This window comes from Achromobacter mucicolens (genome assembly GCF_029866465.1).
GTDB lineage: Bacteria > Pseudomonadota > Gammaproteobacteria > Burkholderiales > Burkholderiaceae_B > Achromobacter > Achromobacter mucicolens.
This window is the reverse complement of sequence record NZ_CP123364.1, coordinates 4032146-4049592: the sequence shown is the minus strand read 5'-3', so window position 1 is coordinate 4049592 and position 17447 is coordinate 4032146. Positions and strand designations below refer to the sequence as shown.

The 17447-nt window shown below is 59.9% G+C and carries 10 protein-coding genes and 3 rRNA genes; 6 read left to right on the top strand and 7 right to left on the bottom strand.

All coding sequences use genetic code 11. The annotated features are described in order from the left end of the window. Nucleotides 1-31: 31 nt before the first annotated feature. Nucleotides 32-2446, bottom strand: coding sequence for a DUF3772 domain-containing protein (locus tag QEP15_RS18510; RefSeq protein ID WP_280147841.1), 2415 nt, complete (start codon nucleotides 2444-2446; stop codon nucleotides 32-34). A 226-nt stretch (nucleotides 2447-2672) separates the two neighbouring features. Next, nucleotides 2673-3599 carry a LysR family transcriptional regulator gene (locus QEP15_RS18505; RefSeq protein ID WP_226846630.1) on the bottom strand — a complete coding sequence of 309 codons (927 nt, stop codon included), beginning with the start codon at nucleotides 3597-3599 and terminating at the stop codon, nucleotides 2673-2675. A gap of 246 nt (nucleotides 3600-3845) precedes the next feature. On the opposite strand from QEP15_RS18505, the gene QEP15_RS18500 reads away from it, so the two are divergent. Beyond that, entirely contained in the window at nucleotides 3846-5363 is a 1518-nt protein-coding gene (locus QEP15_RS18500; RefSeq protein WP_217618811.1) for a succinyl-CoA:acetate CoA-transferase ScpC, read from the top strand. A gap of 146 nt (nucleotides 5364-5509) precedes the next feature. On the opposite strand, the gene QEP15_RS18495 is transcribed toward QEP15_RS18500, so the two are convergent. Beyond that, on the bottom strand, nucleotides 5510-6433 hold the full coding sequence (locus QEP15_RS18495; RefSeq protein ID WP_152385162.1) for a LysR substrate-binding domain-containing protein: 924 nt from the start codon (nucleotides 6431-6433) through the stop codon (nucleotides 5510-5512). A 123-nt stretch (nucleotides 6434-6556) separates the two neighbouring features. Here QEP15_RS18495 and QEP15_RS18490 point away from each other — a divergent pair, with 123 nt between their 5' ends. From QEP15_RS18490 to rrf, 4 genes are all read left to right on the top strand, one after another. Beyond that, nucleotides 6557-6856 carry a hypothetical protein gene (locus tag QEP15_RS18490; protein ID WP_253855184.1) on the top strand — a complete coding sequence of 100 codons (300 nt, stop codon included), beginning with the start codon at nucleotides 6557-6559 and terminating at the stop codon, nucleotides 6854-6856. 839 nt (nucleotides 6857-7695) lie between these two features. Then, a 16S ribosomal RNA gene (locus tag QEP15_RS18485) occupies nucleotides 7696-9226 on the top strand. A gap of 342 nt (nucleotides 9227-9568) precedes the next feature. Next, a 23S ribosomal RNA gene (locus QEP15_RS18480) occupies nucleotides 9569-12453 on the top strand. A 203-nt stretch (nucleotides 12454-12656) separates the two neighbouring features. Beyond that, a 5S ribosomal RNA gene (gene rrf / locus QEP15_RS18475) occupies nucleotides 12657-12769 on the top strand. The 16S, 23S and 5S rRNA genes sit together here, the layout of an rRNA operon. Nucleotides 12770-13002: 233 nt before the next feature. On the opposite strand, the gene QEP15_RS18470 is transcribed toward rrf, so the two are convergent. Next, on the bottom strand, nucleotides 13003-13743 hold the full coding sequence (locus QEP15_RS18470) for an aldolase (RefSeq protein WP_280147840.1): 741 nt from the start codon (nucleotides 13741-13743) through the stop codon (nucleotides 13003-13005). A 27-nt stretch (nucleotides 13744-13770) separates the two neighbouring features. Next, nucleotides 13771-14484 carry a haloacid dehalogenase type II gene (locus tag QEP15_RS18465; protein ID WP_280147839.1) on the bottom strand — a complete coding sequence of 238 codons (714 nt, stop codon included), beginning with the start codon at nucleotides 14482-14484 and terminating at the stop codon, nucleotides 13771-13773. A 376-nt stretch (nucleotides 14485-14860) separates the two neighbouring features. Here QEP15_RS18465 and QEP15_RS18460 point away from each other — a divergent pair, with 376 nt between their 5' ends. Continuing rightward, nucleotides 14861-15730, top strand: a complete 870-nt coding sequence (locus QEP15_RS18460; protein ID WP_152385570.1) for a LysR substrate-binding domain-containing protein — start codon at nucleotides 14861-14863, stop codon at nucleotides 15728-15730. A gap of 338 nt (nucleotides 15731-16068) precedes the next feature. Here QEP15_RS18460 and QEP15_RS18455 read toward each other — a convergent pair whose 3' ends face one another. Both QEP15_RS18455 and QEP15_RS18450 read right to left on the bottom strand, forming a co-directional pair. Continuing rightward, nucleotides 16069-16473 carry a YchJ family protein gene (locus tag QEP15_RS18455; protein WP_152385159.1) on the bottom strand — a complete coding sequence of 135 codons (405 nt, stop codon included), beginning with the start codon at nucleotides 16471-16473 and terminating at the stop codon, nucleotides 16069-16071. 485 nt (nucleotides 16474-16958) lie between these two features. Further along, entirely contained in the window at nucleotides 16959-17231 is a 273-nt protein-coding gene (locus QEP15_RS18450) for a GNAT family N-acetyltransferase (RefSeq protein ID WP_152385158.1), read from the bottom strand. Nucleotides 17232-17447: the final 216 nt, after the last annotated feature.

The window sequence follows — 17447 nt, the reverse complement described above, 5'->3', positions numbered from 1 at the left end:
CGGGGCCGAGGCCGGGCGGCCGTGCGGGCAATCAGGGTGAAGCGGGCGGGGCTACCGCGATGGGCGCAGGCGCCTGTGCGGGCTCCGGTGCCGCCGCAATCAGCATCGTCGGCGGCGACGACACTTCGAGCTTGGCCTCGTCCAGCCGCTTGAGCACCGTGAACAGCAGCGCGCTTCGCACGCCGTACGCCGCACGGGGCGAGGACACGTAGCCCCTCGCGTTGAAGATCAGGTGGCCAGCATCGATCCCGTCCAGGAATACGTTGGGCGCAGGCGACTCCAACACGTCCTCGTGATCGGCAAAGGCCTGCAGCATCAGTTCGCGCACCTTTTCGGCATCCGTCGACAGCGGCATGGGCAGCTTGATCTGCACCAGCCCAAGCGGGTTGGACCGCGTCACGTTGCGCACCGTCTTCGTCACGAATTCGGAATTGGGCACGATCACCGTGGACCGGTCGCCCATCTGGATCTCGGTGGCGCGCACGTTGATGCGCAGGATGTCGCCTTCCACGCCGCCGAGCGACACCCAGTCGCCCACCTTCACCGGCCGCTCGGCAAGCAGGATCAGACCCGACACGAAATTCTGCACGACGGCCTGAAGGCCGAAACCGATACCCACCGATAGCGCGCTCGCAATCCACGCGACCCGTTCCAGACCGATCCCGGCCGCGGACAGCGACAACGCCACAGCCAGCACGAAACCGCCGTAGCCGAAGAGCGTCGCGGCAGACAACTGCATGCCGGGATCCAGTTCGGTCGTGGGTAGGTAGCGGTTCGAGAGCCAGCGCTTGAGCATCTTGACGCTCAGCAACGACAGCGCCAGCACGATCAGCGCCTGCAGCACCGCGCCCGGGCGGATCTGTGCCTCACCGATGGCCAGACCTTTACGCAGCTGGTCAAAGCGCTGCACCAGATCCATCGGCGCCTCGCCGAACGGCGCCAGCACCAGAATGATGGCGAGCAGCGCGATCGCCACGCGGCCAAGGCCCGACAGCAGCACCGCGGCCTGATCGCGCATGCTTGGCCCTTCGCCTTCGCCACCCTCGCGGTGCGCCGTCCCCAGCAGTGTGCTGAAACCGTCCTCGATCAGCGTGGAGGCCAGGTAGGCCGAGGCCAGCACGATCAGCACCCACAACACCTGCTTGACCAGGAAGCTGCCAAACGCCACGTAACCCGCCAGCAGGCTGGCAAGGCTGACGATCAGCACCGTCCAGATGGCGGCCAGCATCAGCGAGACCCACAGCGGGATCGGCGCTTCGCTGTCCTGCATGACCTGCCGGCGCAAGCGACGGCTGATCGCCAATACGGCGGCCAGCATCGCCATGCTCAGCACGCCCACGATGCCCGTCAGCGTAATGGTCGTCGTCAGGCTGGCGTCGAGCAGCACGGGCAACCTTTCGGCGAGCCAGATCAGGACCACCAGCACGCCCAGCGTGCCGGGGAGCCAGCGCAGGCGGTTCGCCACGATGTCGCTGACCGGGGGCAGGCGCCAGGAAGGACGCTTGGTCGACAGCAGCGCGAAGCCCAGCCCCGAAACGAACCCGCCAAAACACACGGTCGCCACCAGGTTGGTCAGGAGTGACGCGGTGCGGTCCGAAAGTTGCGACCGCCAGTCCAGGCCGGCCTGGATCAGCAAGGCGATCACGCCGGGCGTCGCGACCGACAGCGCGACGAGGGCCACGGCCAGGAAAGAACGGCGCAACCGGCCAGGCGGCACGCGCGTTGCCGTCAACTGCAGCAGGTAACGGCCAACCCAGACGCGCAGTGCAATCGCCAGACCGGCGACGACGGCGAGCAGCAGCCAGCCCCACTTGGGCGTTTGTCCGACGGCGGTGGTGAGGTCATCGCGCAGGGCTTCCAGCCGCTCCAGATCCCGGGGGAATTCCTGGCGGAATTCGGTCCAGAACTGGCCAGACAGGAAGGAATCGCGACGCTCACCCAGGCGCGCCTGGAACTGCTTGCGCCGCTGGGCCGATATCTGTTCGGCGGTCTGTCCGGCGTCTACCGACAGTAGCCGCGCCAGCTTGAGTTGCGCGTCCAGGGCGCGGCTGTTTTTCTCGAGCTGTGTGCGTTGTGCCGCCACATCGGGCGCTTCCTTGGCGCCGTCCGGCGGCGTGCCCAGTTCGCTCAGGCGCGCCGTCACGCTGGCCAGCTGCGGCGTTAGCGCCTCCGTGGCGGCATCCGCCTTCGATTGAATGTCCAGCGCCTCGCCACGCTGTTTGAGCAGCACGGCGTCGTCCGTTTGGTCGGGGATCTGCTTGCGGATCTCGTCGATCTGTTTACGCGCGGCGGCCAACACGGCTTCGGTGTCGGCTGGGGTGGCGGGCGGCGCCGCAAAGGCGGGCAGCAAGCTGAACACCAGCAGCAGCGCGGCAAGCAGCGCCGCCAGGTTGGGCGCGCGAACGAGGCGGGCGCGCATGAGCAAAGGGTACGTGGTGGAGATCATGTTCTAAGGGCGAGTTGCTCGCGTCGAGGCGGCAGCATAACAAGCCGCCCAGCTGGCCGTTGCAACAAAAATGCTGTTACGTCCCTAAATTTCAGAGTTCATGCCTGCGCGGTGAATATCGCCGTTGGCGGGCATAAAAACGGGGCCGGATTTGGGGCGCTTGGGCGTCGCCCGCGGGCGGCCATGGCCCCCTAGCAACCCCTGTTTACGAGCCGAACGTTTGGATTCAACTCCCAGAGCCGTGGGGGGCGCGCGCCGCCCGGCTCCGAGGCTTGCCCAGCACGGCATCGCACACCTCCAGCCAGGCGCGGGCGGCGAACGACAGATAGCCGGATTGCAGCCAGATATGCCCAACTTCCCACTGCATGCCGGACTTCGCCAGCTTGGCGGTGCTAAGGCCCCGCGTCTTCATCCGCTGCATCAGGGGTTCGGGAAGCAGGGCCACCCCCAGCCCTGCCGACGCCATCGCCACCAGGAAATCCCAGTGAGCGCTCTGCGCCGCGATGCTGGGCTGCAGTCCCGCATCGGCAAACGCCTGGCGCAACCGCCGGGTGATCGCGAAGTCGTCGGTGGGAATCAGCAGCCGCGCGTCGCGCAACGCGCTCAGCGGCAACGAGGTTTTTCCGGACCATGGCGCGTCGGGCGGTCCAATCACCCAAATCGGATAGCTGCCAAACGCTTGTGCAACCAGGCCGCCGTCGGGGGCGACCGGCAGGATGGTGGCTCCGACCTCCAGTTCGCCGCTGGCCACCAGGCCTTCCACGGCCTGGCCGGTCCCTTCGCGAAGTGTCAGATGAATGCCGGGATGCAATTCACGAAACCGCTTGACCACCGGCGTGAACAGCAGATTGATCATCGGAGGAATGCCCACCTCCAGCGCGCCGCGCCTCAGGTCCGCGGTTTGCCGCAGTTCTTCCGACAGCTGGCGCATGGTCTCCAGCACCTGCAGACCGCGCTGGTACATGACCCGGCCTGTATCGGTGGGGCGGGCCGTATGCCCATCGCGAATCAGTAGCGGCGTGCCGGCTTCTTCTTCCAGCTGCCGGATCATCTTGCTCACCGTGGACTGCGTGACGAACAGCGCCTTGGCTGCCTGCGTGAAGCTGGCATGGCGGACGGTTTCCACGAAATACCGCAAAGCGCGCACGTCCATGGGAAAGCTGGCCCCTTCGCGCGATGCGCGACAAAAACGCAAATGATGAAAAAAACGACTGAATGGGATGATTTTAAGTCATTACGAGATTTCCGCCCGCGTTCCTATACTGCCGAAAAATCGTTCCATCGCCCGCATCCGCGGCCCTTGGAACCTCGGGAAACGCCGCGTCAGACGGTGCCCGGGCGCTGAAGATCCTTCGCCGCGCCCGGCCCTAAGCCGCAAGCCTTTGAATTTGGAGACAACATGCCTTTCGACCGGATCCGCAACCCAGAACTGCACGCCCGGATCACCACAGCCGAACAGGCCGCCTTACTGATTCAGGACGGAATGACCGTCGGAATGAGCGGATTTACCCGGGCGGGCGACTGTAAGTCGGTGCCCGCCGCGCTGGCCGCGCGAGCCGAACGCGAGCCGCTCTCCATCACCTTGATCACCGGCGCATCGCTCGGGCACGACACTGACAAGATGCTGGCGCAGGCCAATGCGCTCGCACGGCGCCTGCCGTTCCAGGTCGACACGACCCTGCGCCGCAAGATCAATCAAGGCGAAATCGCCTTCATCGACCAGCACCTGTCCGAAACGGTGGAACAATTGCGGGCCGGTCACCTGGGCCCCATCAACGTGGCCATCATCGAGGCCGCCGCCATCACCGAAACCGGCGCGATCGTGCCGACGATGTCGGTGGGCAATTCGGCGTCGTTCGTGCAACAGGCCGACAAGATCATCGTCGAACTGAACACGAGCGTGCCCGCGGCCATCGAAGGTCTGCACGACATCTACATCCCCGGCGGTCGTCCCGCCCGCCAGCCCATCGGCCTGGTGTCGGCAGACCAGCGCATCGGCCAGCCCTTCATCGAAGTGGATCCTTCCCGCATCGCCGCCATCGTCATCACGCAAGAGCCCGACAGCCCCTCCAACGCGCTGCCGCCCGATGCAGAAACCAGCGCGATCGCGGGCCACATCAACCAATTCCTGCGCGGCGAAGTCAACGCCGGCCGTCTGACCAATTCGCTGCTGCCGCTGCAGGCTGGCATCGGCACCATCGCCAATGCGGTATTGCACGGCTTCGAGTCATCAGACTTCGAGAACCTGGTCATGTACTCCGAGGTGCTGCAGGACAGCGCCATCGAGCTCCTCGACCAGGGCAAGCTCGCATTCGCATCGGCGTCCTCCATCACCGTGTCCAAGCCGGTGTATGAAAAGATCCTCGCCAACATGGAACACTACCGCCAGCGCATCGTGCTGCGCCCGCAAGAGATCAGCAACGCGCCTGAAATCGTGCGGCGCCTTGGCATCATTGCCATCAATACGGCGCTGGAATTCGACATTTACGGCAACGTGAATTCCACGCACGTGGGCGGCACGCACATGATGAACGGCATTGGCGGCTCAGGCGACTTCGCCCGCAACGCGCATATCTCGATCTTCGTGTCCAAGTCGATGGCCAAGAGTGGCGACATCTCCAGCGTGGTCCCGATGGTGTCCCACGTCGATCACACCGAGCACGATGTCGATGTGCTGGTCACGGAATGCGGTCTGGCCGACCTGCGCGGTCTCGCCCCGCGCGAGCGCGCGCGGGCCATCATCCAGAACTGCGTGCATCCGTCTTACCGCGACGCGCTGCAAGACTACTTCGACCGCGCCTGCGAACGCGGCGGCCAGACGCCGCATCTGCTCGAAGAAGCGTTCTCGTGGCACCAGCGGTTCAACGAAACCGACTCGATGCAGCCGGTCGCCGCATCCGCCCGCAAGGTCGCCTGATGCGGGACTGAAGATTGACTGCCGCCGTCGCGGCGTCCGCCTGGGTTTCGAGCGAAGCGAACCCAGGCTGTTTGAGGCTAGGTCCTGCCGGACGCCGTGTTTTGGTCAAGGTAAAGCGGCTGCACGCTGCTTTACCTTTTTTTTTATTAGGCCTCGTCCTCGGACTTGGAGGTCACCAGAGTCTGGCGCGAAATTTCCAGTTCGTCGCGCAGCCACTGCTTGAACTCGGCCAGGGGCGCCCAGTCCCGCAAGCTTGGCCGATAGACCAGGTGATAGGTCTGCGCCAATTCGTAGTGCACGCGCACCGGCGACACCTGCACAAGCCGCCCCGCGCACAGCGCATCCGCCGCCAGCAGTTCTCGGCCCAACGTAATTCCCAGCCCCTGCTCAGCTGCTTGCAGCATCATCCCCGCATCGTTGAATGACGCCACAGGCGTGACCTGCGTCGGAAATCCGGCTGCAGCAAACCAATGCTGCCATAGCTCACGTTCGCCCAGCAGCGGTTGGCGCGCCAACGTTTGGGGGGAGTTGTCGGGCAGGGCGGCCATCGTCTCGGGCGAAGCAAGCACGATGAGCGGCAAGGGCACATCGAACAGCGGCTCCGATTCCACCCCGGGCCAGGGCCCTTGCCCGATTCGAAGCGCGGCATGAAAGCCGTCGCGCAACAAGTCGACCAATTGCTGGGACGTCTCGATCTCCAACGCCAGGCCGGGATGCCGTGCGCGCCAACGCGCCATGCGCGGAAGCAACCACCGCTGGGCAAACGAAGGCAGCACGGACACCCGCAGCCTTTGCTCGCTGCCGGACGCAGCCGCGCTCGCAGCCATGAGCCCTTCATCGAGCAGCGCCATGGCGCCTTGCACGCTGCACAGAAGTGCCGCGCCCGCGGAGTTGAGGACGATGCCGCGCCCGCTGCGCTCGAAGAGCGGAAAACCAATCTGCTCTTCCAGCACCTTGATCTGCTGGCTGACCGCGCTATGTGTAAGGTGAAGGCGCTCCGCCGCAGCGCGAAGATTCTGCAATTCCGCGACAACGCGAAACGCAGGAAGCGTATTGAGGGGCAATCGCATGGCAGATCCAGGCTGGAATTCGACTGGTCATCTTAGCTTACCGATCATGCCAAAACAATTCGATTTTCAGGCGGAAATTGGGCGACTACGCTTACCAAAACGGATAAGCAAAAGGAGCCCGTGATGACCGCTCAGCCTTTCATGCCGCCTGTCACCTTGGCCGGTGCACCCCCCAAAGCCAAACTGGCCAACGCCGAACCGGTCGCCGTGCTGGAAAGCGCCCAGGCGCCAGACCGCAGTTTCATGACCCGCCTGTGGAACGCGTACTGTGCTCGCCGCAACGAGCGGCGTATGCGCAACCTCGCACAAGACATGGATACCCACCTGCTCAATGACGTGGGCGCGCCCCAATGGCTGGTGAACGAAGTCGCCCTGAGCCGCGATCTCGCACGGTTGCGCAACAATCATCACCTGCGCTGGTAAGTGGTCCCGCCCGCCGCGTCCGCCGCCTACCACCCACGGGCTTCGCACTGGTTCGCTATATATATAGAGAGAGAGAGACAGCGAATCGCGTTACCCGTGGTCGGCGGCTTCTCGCCACCGACGACACACCCAAAATTTTGCGTCACTGGCATGACAGTCCAAAATTCTGTGCTATAGTCTCGCTCCTTCGCCGCTCAGACAGTTTTGAGACGCGAAGCCAAGCAAGTGCAACAGGTAACGGGGCAACCCACTTTCACCTGCCGCAGCGGCAATCAGTAATGAGCGCCAAGCGGTTATTGCAAGGATCGACGCAAATCAGGCAGAAGCCAGTTGCAAGATCTGCATAAATTGTGCTATAGTTTTGGGCTTGGCAGTTACTGAAAACTTAGGGTTTACCCTGACGTTTCAATAACTGCTAGGGCAGGACGAAAGTCCTGGCGAGACCTGAAGAGGTCGCCGCAAGTAAGTGACGCAACGGCGTAAAGCAAAAAGCGAAGCTGACTTGACAAGCGATAAAAACTTCTTCATAATCTCGTTTCTCTGCTGCAACGACGGCGACGACGCAAACGCGAAGTTAGTCGAAGTTGAGAGCAGAAACCTGTAGTACAGAATTTAGCAGTACCGCTCTTTAACAATTAAACAACCGATAAGTGTGGGCGCTTGATGCGAGTGCAGCGATTGGGTTTCGGCCTTATCGCAAGCACAAGAAATCAAGTGCTCACTAGAAGTGAAGTACCTTAGACGTCAAGTTTAAGAACATACCTCACTTCCTTTGAGTAGCGACGTATGACCTGGTTTGGATTTATTCAGACCAAGAATACGAAACAAATACAGAGATTAAACTGAAGAGTTTGATCCTGGCTCAGATTGAACGCTAGCGGGATGCCTTACACATGCAAGTCGAACGGCAGCACGGACTTCGGTCTGGTGGCGAGTGGCGAACGGGTGAGTAATGTATCGGAACGTGCCTAGTAGCGGGGGATAACTACGCGAAAGCGTAGCTAATACCGCATACGCCCTACGGGGGAAAGCAGGGGATCGCAAGACCTTGCACTATTAGAGCGGCCGATATCGGATTAGCTAGTTGGTGGGGTAACGGCTCACCAAGGCGACGATCCGTAGCTGGTTTGAGAGGACGACCAGCCACACTGGGACTGAGACACGGCCCAGACTCCTACGGGAGGCAGCAGTGGGGAATTTTGGACAATGGGGGAAACCCTGATCCAGCCATCCCGCGTGTGCGATGAAGGCCTTCGGGTTGTAAAGCACTTTTGGCAGGAAAGAAACGTTCCGGGTTAATACCCCGGGAAACTGACGGTACCTGCAGAATAAGCACCGGCTAACTACGTGCCAGCAGCCGCGGTAATACGTAGGGTGCAAGCGTTAATCGGAATTACTGGGCGTAAAGCGTGCGCAGGCGGTTCGGAAAGAAAGATGTGAAATCCCAGAGCTTAACTTTGGAACTGCATTTTTAACTACCGAGCTAGAGTGTGTCAGAGGGAGGTGGAATTCCGCGTGTAGCAGTGAAATGCGTAGATATGCGGAGGAACACCGATGGCGAAGGCAGCCTCCTGGGATAACACTGACGCTCATGCACGAAAGCGTGGGGAGCAAACAGGATTAGATACCCTGGTAGTCCACGCCCTAAACGATGTCAACTAGCTGTTGGGGCCTTCGGGCCTTGGTAGCGCAGCTAACGCGTGAAGTTGACCGCCTGGGGAGTACGGTCGCAAGATTAAAACTCAAAGGAATTGACGGGGACCCGCACAAGCGGTGGATGATGTGGATTAATTCGATGCAACGCGAAAAACCTTACCTACCCTTGACATGTCTGGAATGCCGAAGAGATTTGGTAGTGCTCGCAAGAGAACCGGAACACAGGTGCTGCATGGCTGTCGTCAGCTCGTGTCGTGAGATGTTGGGTTAAGTCCCGCAACGAGCGCAACCCTTGTCATTAGTTGCTACGAAAGGGCACTCTAATGAGACTGCCGGTGACAAACCGGAGGAAGGTGGGGATGACGTCAAGTCCTCATGGCCCTTATGGGTAGGGCTTCACACGTCATACAATGGTCGGGACAGAGGGTCGCCAACCCGCGAGGGGGAGCCAATCCCAGAAACCCGATCGTAGTCCGGATCGCAGTCTGCAACTCGACTGCGTGAAGTCGGAATCGCTAGTAATCGCGGATCAGCATGTCGCGGTGAATACGTTCCCGGGTCTTGTACACACCGCCCGTCACACCATGGGAGTGGGTTTTACCAGAAGTAGTTAGCCTAACCGTAAGGAGGGCGATTACCACGGTAGGATTCATGACTGGGGTGAAGTCGTAACAAGGTAGCCGTATCGGAAGGTGCGGCTGGATCACCTCCTTTCAGAGCTTATGTGCTCGTGTTAAGCGTCCACTCTTATCGGTTGTTTGTTGTAGCTGGCGTCAAGGTTTGGCGCAGCGTAGAAACTAACTGATAGCGCTGCTTGCAGCGCTATCAGTTGGGTTTTACCCAACAGCTACATTTGTTCTTTAACAATCTGGAAGAAGCACAACGAAAATGTGTTCATCAAGTAATCAGCGTTGCTGATGAAGATGGGCACGGGTTGTGATTGCATTATTTTTTGTTCCAAGTTCTCAAGACTGAGGTGATAAGCCTCAGACTGCTTTGAAACTTATGAACGGCACAAACGCTAATACTCAGGTCCTATAGCCTACAGCGTTATAGGATCAAGCGACTAAGTGCATATGGTGGATGCCTTGGCGATCACAGGCGATGAAGGACGTAGTAGCCTGCGAAAAGCTGCGGGGAGCTGGCAAACAAGCTTTGATCCGCAGATGTCCGAATGGGGAAACCCACTGCAGCAATGCAGTATCCCTAGCTGAATACATAGGCTAGTGGAAGCGAACCGGGTGAACTGAAACATCTCAGTAGCTCGAGGAAAAGAAATCAACCGAGATTCCGAAAGTAGTGGCGAGCGAAATCGGATGAGCCTTTACGTTTTAGCACGCAGGATAGTCGAACGGAATGGAAAGTCCGGCCGTAGCAGGTGATAGCCCTGTAGACGAAATTCTGTGTGTGGAACTAAGCGTAAGACAAGTAGGGCGGGACACGTGAAATCCTGTTTGAAGATGGGGGGACCATCCTCCAAGGCTAAATACTCGTGATCGACCGATAGTGAACCAGTACCGTGAGGGAAAGGCGAAAAGAACCCCGGAAGGGGAGTGAAATAGATCCTGAAACCGTATGCATACAAACAGTAGGAGCCTCCTTGTGGGGTGACTGCGTACCTTTTGTATAATGGGTCAGCGACTTACATTCAGTGGCAAGGTTAACCGAATAGGGAAGCCGTAGCGAAAGCGAGTCCGAATAGGGCGATTCAGTCGCTGGGTGTAGACCCGAAACCAGATGATCTATCCATGGCCAGGTTGAAGGCACGGTAACACGTGCTGGAGGACCGAACCCACTAATGTTGAAAAATTAGGGGATGAGCTGTGGATAGGGGTGAAAGGCTAAACAAATCTGGAAATAGCTGGTTCTCTCCGAAAACTATTTAGGTAGTGCCTCAAGTATTACTGCGGGGGGTAGAGCACTGTTATAGCTAGGGGGTCATGGCGACTTACCAAACTATGGCAAACTCCGAATACCCGCAAGTACAGCTTGGGAGACAGAGCACCGGGTGCTAACGTCCGGACTCAAGAGGGAAACAACCCAGACCGCCAGCTAAGGTCCCGAATTATCGCTAAGTGGGAAACGAAGTGGGAAGGCATAGACAGTCAGGAGGTTGGCTTAGAAGCAGCCATCCTTTAAAGAAAGCGTAATAGCTCACTGATCGAGTCGTCCTGCGCGGAAGATGTAACGGGGCTAAGCGATAAACCGAAGCTGCGGGTGTGCACTTTTAGTGCACGCGGTAGGAGAGCGTTCTGTAAGCCTGCGAAGGTGGCTTGTAAAGGCTGCTGGAGGTATCAGAAGTGCGAATGCTGACATGAGTAGCGATAAAGGGGGTGAAAAGCCCCCTCGCCGTAAGTCCAAGGTTTCCTGCGCAACGTTCATCGGCGCAGGGTGAGTCGGCCCCTAAGGCGAGGCAGAGATGCGTAGCTGATGGGAAGCTGGTTAATATTCCAGCACCGTCGTACAGTGCGATGGGGGGACGGATCGCGGAAAATCATCAGGGTGTTGGATGTCCCTGTTGCTGCATCGAAGATGGCGCTTAGGCAAATCCGGGCGCGTAAATCAAGGGTGTGGCACGAGCGAGCATTGCTTGCGAAGTGATCGGAAGTGGTTCCAAGAAAAGCCTCTAAGCTTCAGCTGTACGAGACCGTACCGCAAACCGACACAGGTGGACGGGATGAATATTCCAAGGCGCTTGAGAGAACTCAGGAGAAGGAACTCGGCAAATTGATACCGTAACTTCGGGAGAAGGTATACCCCGGTAGTGTGAAGCGCCTGCGCGCTTAGCATGATGGGGTCGCAGAGAATCGGTGGCTGCGACTGTTTATTAAAAACACAGCACTCTGCAAAGACGAAAGTCGACGTATAGGGTGTGACGCCTGCCCGGTGCCGGAAGGTTAAGTGATGGGGTGCAAGCTCTTGATCGAAGCCCCGGTAAACGGCGGCCGTAACTATAACGGTCCTAAGGTAGCGAAATTCCTTGTCGGGTAAGTTCCGACCTGCACGAATGGCGTAACGATGGCCACACTGTCTCCTCCTGAGACTCAGCGAAGTTGAAGTGTTTGTGATGATGCAATCTACCCGCGGCTAGACGGAAAGACCCCATGAACCTTTACTGTAGCTTTGCATTGGACTGTGAACCGGCCTGTGTAGGATAGGTGGGAGGCTTTGAAGCGTGGTCGCTAGATCACGTGGAGCCATCCTTGAAATACCACCCTGGTTTGTTTGCGGTTCTAACCTTGGTCCGTTATCCGGATCGGGGACAGTGCATGGTGGGCAGTTTGACTGGGGCGGTCTCCTCCCAAAGTGTAACGGAGGAGTTCGAAGGTACGCTAGGTACGGTCGGAAATCGTGCTGATAGTGCAATGGCATAAGCGTGCTTGACTGTGAGACTGACAAGTCGAACAGGTGCGAAAGCAGGACATAGTGATCCGGTGGTTCTGAATGGAAGGGCCATCGCTCAACGGATAAAAGGTACTCTGGGGATAACAGGCTGATACCGCCCAAGAGTTCATATCGACGGCGGTGTTTGGCACCTCGATGTCGGCTCATCTCATCCTGGGGCTGTAGCCGGTCCCAAGGGTATGGCTGTTCGCCATTTAAAGAGGTACGTGAGCTGGGTTTAAAACGTCGTGAGACAGTTTGGTCCCTATCTGCCGTGGGCGTTGGATACTTGACGGAGCCTGCTCCTAGTACGAGAGGACCGGAGTGGACGTACCTCTGGTGTACCGGTTGTCATGCCAATGGCATTGCCGGGTAGCTAAGTACGGAAGAGATAACCGCTGAAGGCATCTAAGCGGGAAACTCGTCTGAAGATTAGGTATCCCGGGGACTTGATCCCCCTGAAGGGTCGTTCGAGACCAGGACGTTGATAGGTCGGGTGTGGAAGCGCAGTAATGCGTTAAGCTAACCGATACTAATTGCCCGTGAGGCTTGATCCTATAACACTGATGGTTATTGACCTGGTGATATAGCGTTCCAAGTGTCGTTCAATACAAAATACTGGCTGCACCGTCAGCAGCCAGCCAACACAATTACACCCCACCGTGCGCTGATCATCGAGCCCCAGGCTCTGATCGCCACGCGTTGCGCTTCTTCCAAGATTGGAGCCGTTGCCTAACCCGCAGCTGCTCAACCAGTTACGCCTGACGACCATAGCAAGGTGGTCCCACTCCTTCCCATCCCGAACAGGACAGTGAAACGCCTTTGCGCCGATGATAGTGGACGGACGTCTGTGAAAGTAGGTCATCGTCAGGCTTTTATTGCTCAAAACCCCGCAGGTATTCCCTGCGGGGTTTTGTCTTTGTGGCGTCGGGATTACTGTAGCGATTCCCGTATCGAAAATGCGGTATCAGGATGCAGCAAAGGGAATGCTGCAAAGGGAATGCAGGATCGGAATTTATTAAAAACCCCCTCGCGGCTGGCGCCGCGAGGGGGTTTGTTTTTGGCTGGATCGGATGCTCTGCTGTTTGAGTCGGATGTTCTTCTGACTACGGTAGCTGGCGACGCAGCGCTGCGAAAAATAGCTCGGATTGCAGGCGTTCGCTTTGAATCTGGGCCGCAACCTTGGCGGCGAGGTCGGCGTTGACGGGAACCAGGGGACGGCCGGTGGATTGTGCCAAGACCTGGGCGGTACAGGCCCGCTCGAGGAAGAAGAGATCGTCGTAGGCGTAGTCGAGACGTTCGCCGCAGACAACGACGCCGTGGTTGCCGAGGAAAACGATGTCCGCGCCTTGCATGGCGTGCGCGATGCGTTCGCCTTCGGACACGTCCAACGCCAGTCCGTTATAGGCGTGGTCGATGGCGAGGCGGCCGTGAAAGCGCATGGCGTTTTGGGACAGGGTGGTGTCCAAGCCGCGATCCGTGGTGAGCGTGAGTGCCGTGGCGTAGGGCATGTGGGTGTGCAGCACGCAGGCCTTGCCGGCGATGCGGTGGATGGCGGCGTGGATGAACATGGCGGTGGGCTCGACTTCGTGGCGGCCGGCAAGCTTTTTGCCGTGCGCGTCGACCAGCACGATGTCGTCCGCCTGCACCTCGTTCCACATGAGGCCACGTGGGTTCAGAAGGAAATGATCGGGATCGCCCGGCAATGTCACGCTGAAATGATTGCAGACGCCTTCGCCAAGTCCGTGGGCTGCGGCCGCACGTAGGGCCAGCGCCAGGTCCGTGCGTAGAGCGGTGACGGGATCTGCATGGAAGAGTGCTTTCGCAAAACCGGGTTCCTGGTTCATGACAACCTTCAAGGGATGGGTTGGGGATCAGAGCCAGCCGGCTTTACTGAAAACGTCCAGCACGCGATCCAGAGTTGCTACGGTAGCGTCAGGCCGATAGTCAGGCAAGGGTTGGCGGCCGGTGCCGCGGTCGATCCAGATGCAGCGAAAGCCAATGTCGCGTGCTGCAGCGAGATCCAGGTGAGGGCTGGCGCAGATATGCACGACGTCTGCCGGGGTGACGCCAAGCTTTTGATGCGCGTGGGCGAAGATGGCGGGCGAGGGTTTGTACGCGCGGGCCTGTTCAGCTGAAATGACGCGGTCGATATGGCCACCCATTTGTGCCACGTTGCCCGCGATGATGTTGTCATCGGTGTTGGAGATGATGCACAGGCTAAATCCGGCTTGGTTGAGCCTGCCGAGTGTGTCGACGACTTCCGGGAATGGCGGCATGCGGGAAATGCTGCCTGTGAGTGTCTCCGCGTCTTCGGGCCGGTACTCAAGGCCGAAATGCGCCATGGTGAGGCGTAACGATTCGCGGGTGACCTCGGCGAAGTTGCGGTAGGGCAGCGTCTGTTCAAGGTGGTGCTCGTGCCCATCGTATATATGCAGGAACTGCGCAGCGGTCGGCCGGTCCATTGCGGCCTCGCGGCCCGCTAGGATCTTTTCCACTGCGGCGTGCAAGCCTTCGTCCCATTGAATGAGCGTGCCGTAGCAGTCGAAGGTTAGCCATTGCGGGCGGGGAGCTTGGTTAGAAGGCATGTCGGTGCTCGGAGAGAGTTCGGAGCTTCAGCGTAAGGCCCACCGCTCTAAGTTGTAAAATTAATTAATACGTTTACCTTAGTTGCAGAGTCAATGAGCTGCGGTATGCTTAACGAGCGCCTTAGTGCACGGGCGGCTCCGCTAGCGAGAAGGGCCGGCCCATCCAGCTGATGAGCGGCACGCCGCCGCCGCGAGTGCGCAAACGGCGCTGGGGGAAGCGCCCCGCGCCGACATACAAGCGCGCCGCGCCCGACCTTCTTTGTTGTCAGGTGTAGAGGTTAGATGCCAGGGCTAGCCGAGCCGGTCAGGGCGGGAAGATTTGGAAGCGATCCAGCTCGCTCGTGAGCGGCACGTCAACATCAATCAATCAAAGCCGATGCTCGATCTTGAACTATTGAAGACGCTGGTTTGCGTCGTGGACGAAGGCAGTTTCACGCGGGCGGCCAGCCGTGTTCATCGCACGCAGTCGACGGTTAGCCAGCAAGTGCGCAAGCTTGAACAGAGCGTGGGCAAGACCTTGCTGCTGCGCGACCGCGCGGGCGGCAATGTGTCTGCGACCGAGGACGGTGAAGTCATGTTGGCCTACGCGCGGCGCTTGCTTGCGATTGCGGGGGAGGCCGAGCATGTCCTGTCCGCGCCGAGAAGCGCTCGCGTGATTCGATTGGGCGTGCCCGAGGACTTCGATGTGACGCGGCTGACGGTGCTGTTGGCGGAGTTTGCCGCGCGGCATGCGCAGGTACGGCTGGAAACCTTAAGCGGCATGAGCACGGATCTTCTGGCGGGGCTGGCGGCCGGCGAGTTCGATCTGGCGCTGGTCAAGCGGGATCCGGGTGAAGGGCCTTGCCTTGCGGCGTGGCCGGAACGGCTGGTGTGGGTGGGCGGACAAGCGCGCAATCAAGCGGCGGCCGTCGTTCCGCTGGTTCTATTTCCGCAGGGATGCGTCTATCGCAAGCGGATGATCTATGCGCTGGAGAGCGCCGGGCGGCCGTGGCATGTCGCCTACCACAGCCACAGTCTGGCTGGCGTGCAGGCGGCCGTGGCAGCGGGGTTGGGCGTCAGTCTGTTGCCGGCTTCGGCGCGCCTTGATACGCATGTCGAACTGGGCGCCGCGGACGGATTTGCCGATGTGCCGCCGACCGAGCTGGCGATCGTGGGAGACGCGCGCGCCCTCGGCAGCGTTGGCCAGGATCTGGTGGGTGCGCTGAAGCAGGCGATTGGTGGGGAGATGAAGCAGCCGGTCCGGTAGCAGGGACGTTTTGGCTGGTCGGGCTAAGCGGGAAAGGCCGCGCGGTGCAGAGTCAAATCTACGCCGTGGTGACGGCCGCAGCACAAGCGACAGTCATGGTGGCGGTAACGGCGGCAGTCATGGATACAGTCGCGGCAGCGGTAGTGGTGGCAGTCACGGGCACCATCATGGCCACAGTCTTGGTCCCAATCCTGGACCCGATCGCGGCCTCACATGCTGCGATACTCGCGGCAACATCGCGGCTTCAAGTACGGCGTCAATCGTGATCTCATCGCAGCCTCGTCGCGGCGTCAAATTCGGCGTCAATTACGGCCGCGATCGTGGCCGGAGGTTTCCCTTCAGCGTACGTCGCCGTCTAGGTAGAACCACTGTCCGTTTTCTCGCAGGAAGCGGCTGGTCTCGTGCATGCGGCTGGCGCGGCCGTCAAGGCGGCTTCTGGCCACGAACTCGACGGTTGCGTGTTCTGCGTCCTGATCTGCCACGGCCTTGATTTGCAAGCCCAGCCATTTCAGGCCGGGCGGGTTGGGCTCGAGTGACGCAGGGCGCGTGCGCGGGTGCCACGTTGCCAACAGATAAGGCAGGTTGTCCAGCACAAAGGCGCTGTATCGTGAGCGCATGAGGGCTTCGGCCGTAGGGGCTTGCAGCGCCTGCGGGCCGTCGTGCCAGCGGGCGCAGCACTCGGGGTAGGAACGGGAGCTGCCGCAGGGGCAGGAGGGAGTGGAGGGGCTTGATTGCTTTGGCACGGCTTGGGGCAATGGAATCCGGACGCGGATCAGAGAATCAGAAGTGTTCAAGCGGTCAGCATAACGGATCGAGGGAGCCGGCAGATAAAACCAATTTGGGCGTGAGGCCGAAAGCCCGCTCGATTCGTGAAATCTAGGCTTCTGACGATACTGCAGAACAAAAAACAAGGGGTCGCTTCACCTGGACCCCGCGAGGCTAAGGCGATTGATCTGGCCGCTAGACAGGGCATCAGATCGAGGCAAGGAATCGAGGCAACGCGGCTCGAGGCGACGGATCGAGGCAACGCAATCGCGCGACAAAAGCTCGCGGCGGATCACCGCAACAAATTACTGCAATCGCGCGGGACGACAGGCAAACCTGCCAAACCGAGCGCCGCTATGACTACAACAAAGACATGGCGCAGGCGGAGGGCGCTCCGCATTAGCGCCAGGTCCGGGCAAACGGCACTTGCAGGTAAAGGCGGAGAACGGATTGGGAGATCGCGTCAGGCCAGCAGGTCGGCGTATTCGGGATGGCGTCTGATGTAGGCGTCGGCGTAGGAACAATAGGGTTTGACCTTCCAGCCGTTCTCGCGCGCGGTGAGCAGGGCTTGCTGGGTCAGTTCGGCGGCGATGCCGCGGCCGCCGACCGCGCTGGGTACGCCTGTGTGCGTGATTGCCATGGCGCCGTTTTGCAGTTCATAGTCCAGCACGCACAGCACGCCGTCGACGGTGGCGGTGAAGCGGGAGCGGTCGGTGTCGTGTATTACGGAAATCATTCAAGAAACTCCTTGGGTGGCGGTGGAGCGGGCGTTACTGAGGCCTGCGCCGCATTCACAAACAACGCGCTAGTTGAGGATCGCGCCGGGCATAAATCGTGCACCGCGTGCGAGTCACACCGGGCAGCCCCGCTCCGCTTCGAACGCGTTTCAAACCCCTCTCGTGGGCAGAACGGCAACCCCCGCTCTGTAAACCGGGAAAGGGACGGACTTCAG

Bases quoted from the DNA above. Each gene is read 5' to 3' on its own strand.
- QEP15_RS18510 (WP_280147841.1), bottom strand. From the start codon at position 2,446: ATGATCTCCACCACGTACCCTTTGCTCATGCGCGCCCGCCTCGTTCGC.
- QEP15_RS18505 (WP_226846630.1), bottom strand. From the start codon at position 3,599: ATGGACGTGCGCGCTTTGCGGTATTTCGTGGAAACCGTCCGCCATGCC.
- QEP15_RS18500 (WP_217618811.1), top strand. From the start codon at position 3,846: ATGCCTTTCGACCGGATCCGCAACCCAGAACTGCACGCCCGGATCACC.
- QEP15_RS18495 (WP_152385162.1), bottom strand. From the start codon at position 6,433: ATGCGATTGCCCCTCAATACGCTTCCTGCGTTTCGCGTTGTCGCGGAA.
- QEP15_RS18490 (WP_253855184.1), top strand. From the start codon at position 6,557: ATGACCGCTCAGCCTTTCATGCCGCCTGTCACCTTGGCCGGTGCACCC.
- QEP15_RS18470 (WP_280147840.1), bottom strand. From the start codon at position 13,743: ATGAACCAGGAACCCGGTTTTGCGAAAGCACTCTTCCATGCAGATCCC.
- QEP15_RS18465 (WP_280147839.1), bottom strand. From the start codon at position 14,484: ATGCCTTCTAACCAAGCTCCCCGCCCGCAATGGCTAACCTTCGACTGC.
- QEP15_RS18460 (WP_152385570.1), top strand. From the start codon at position 14,861: ATGCTCGATCTTGAACTATTGAAGACGCTGGTTTGCGTCGTGGACGAA.
- QEP15_RS18450 (WP_152385158.1), bottom strand. From the start codon at position 17,231: ATGATTTCCGTAATACACGACACCGACCGCTCCCGCTTCACCGCCACC.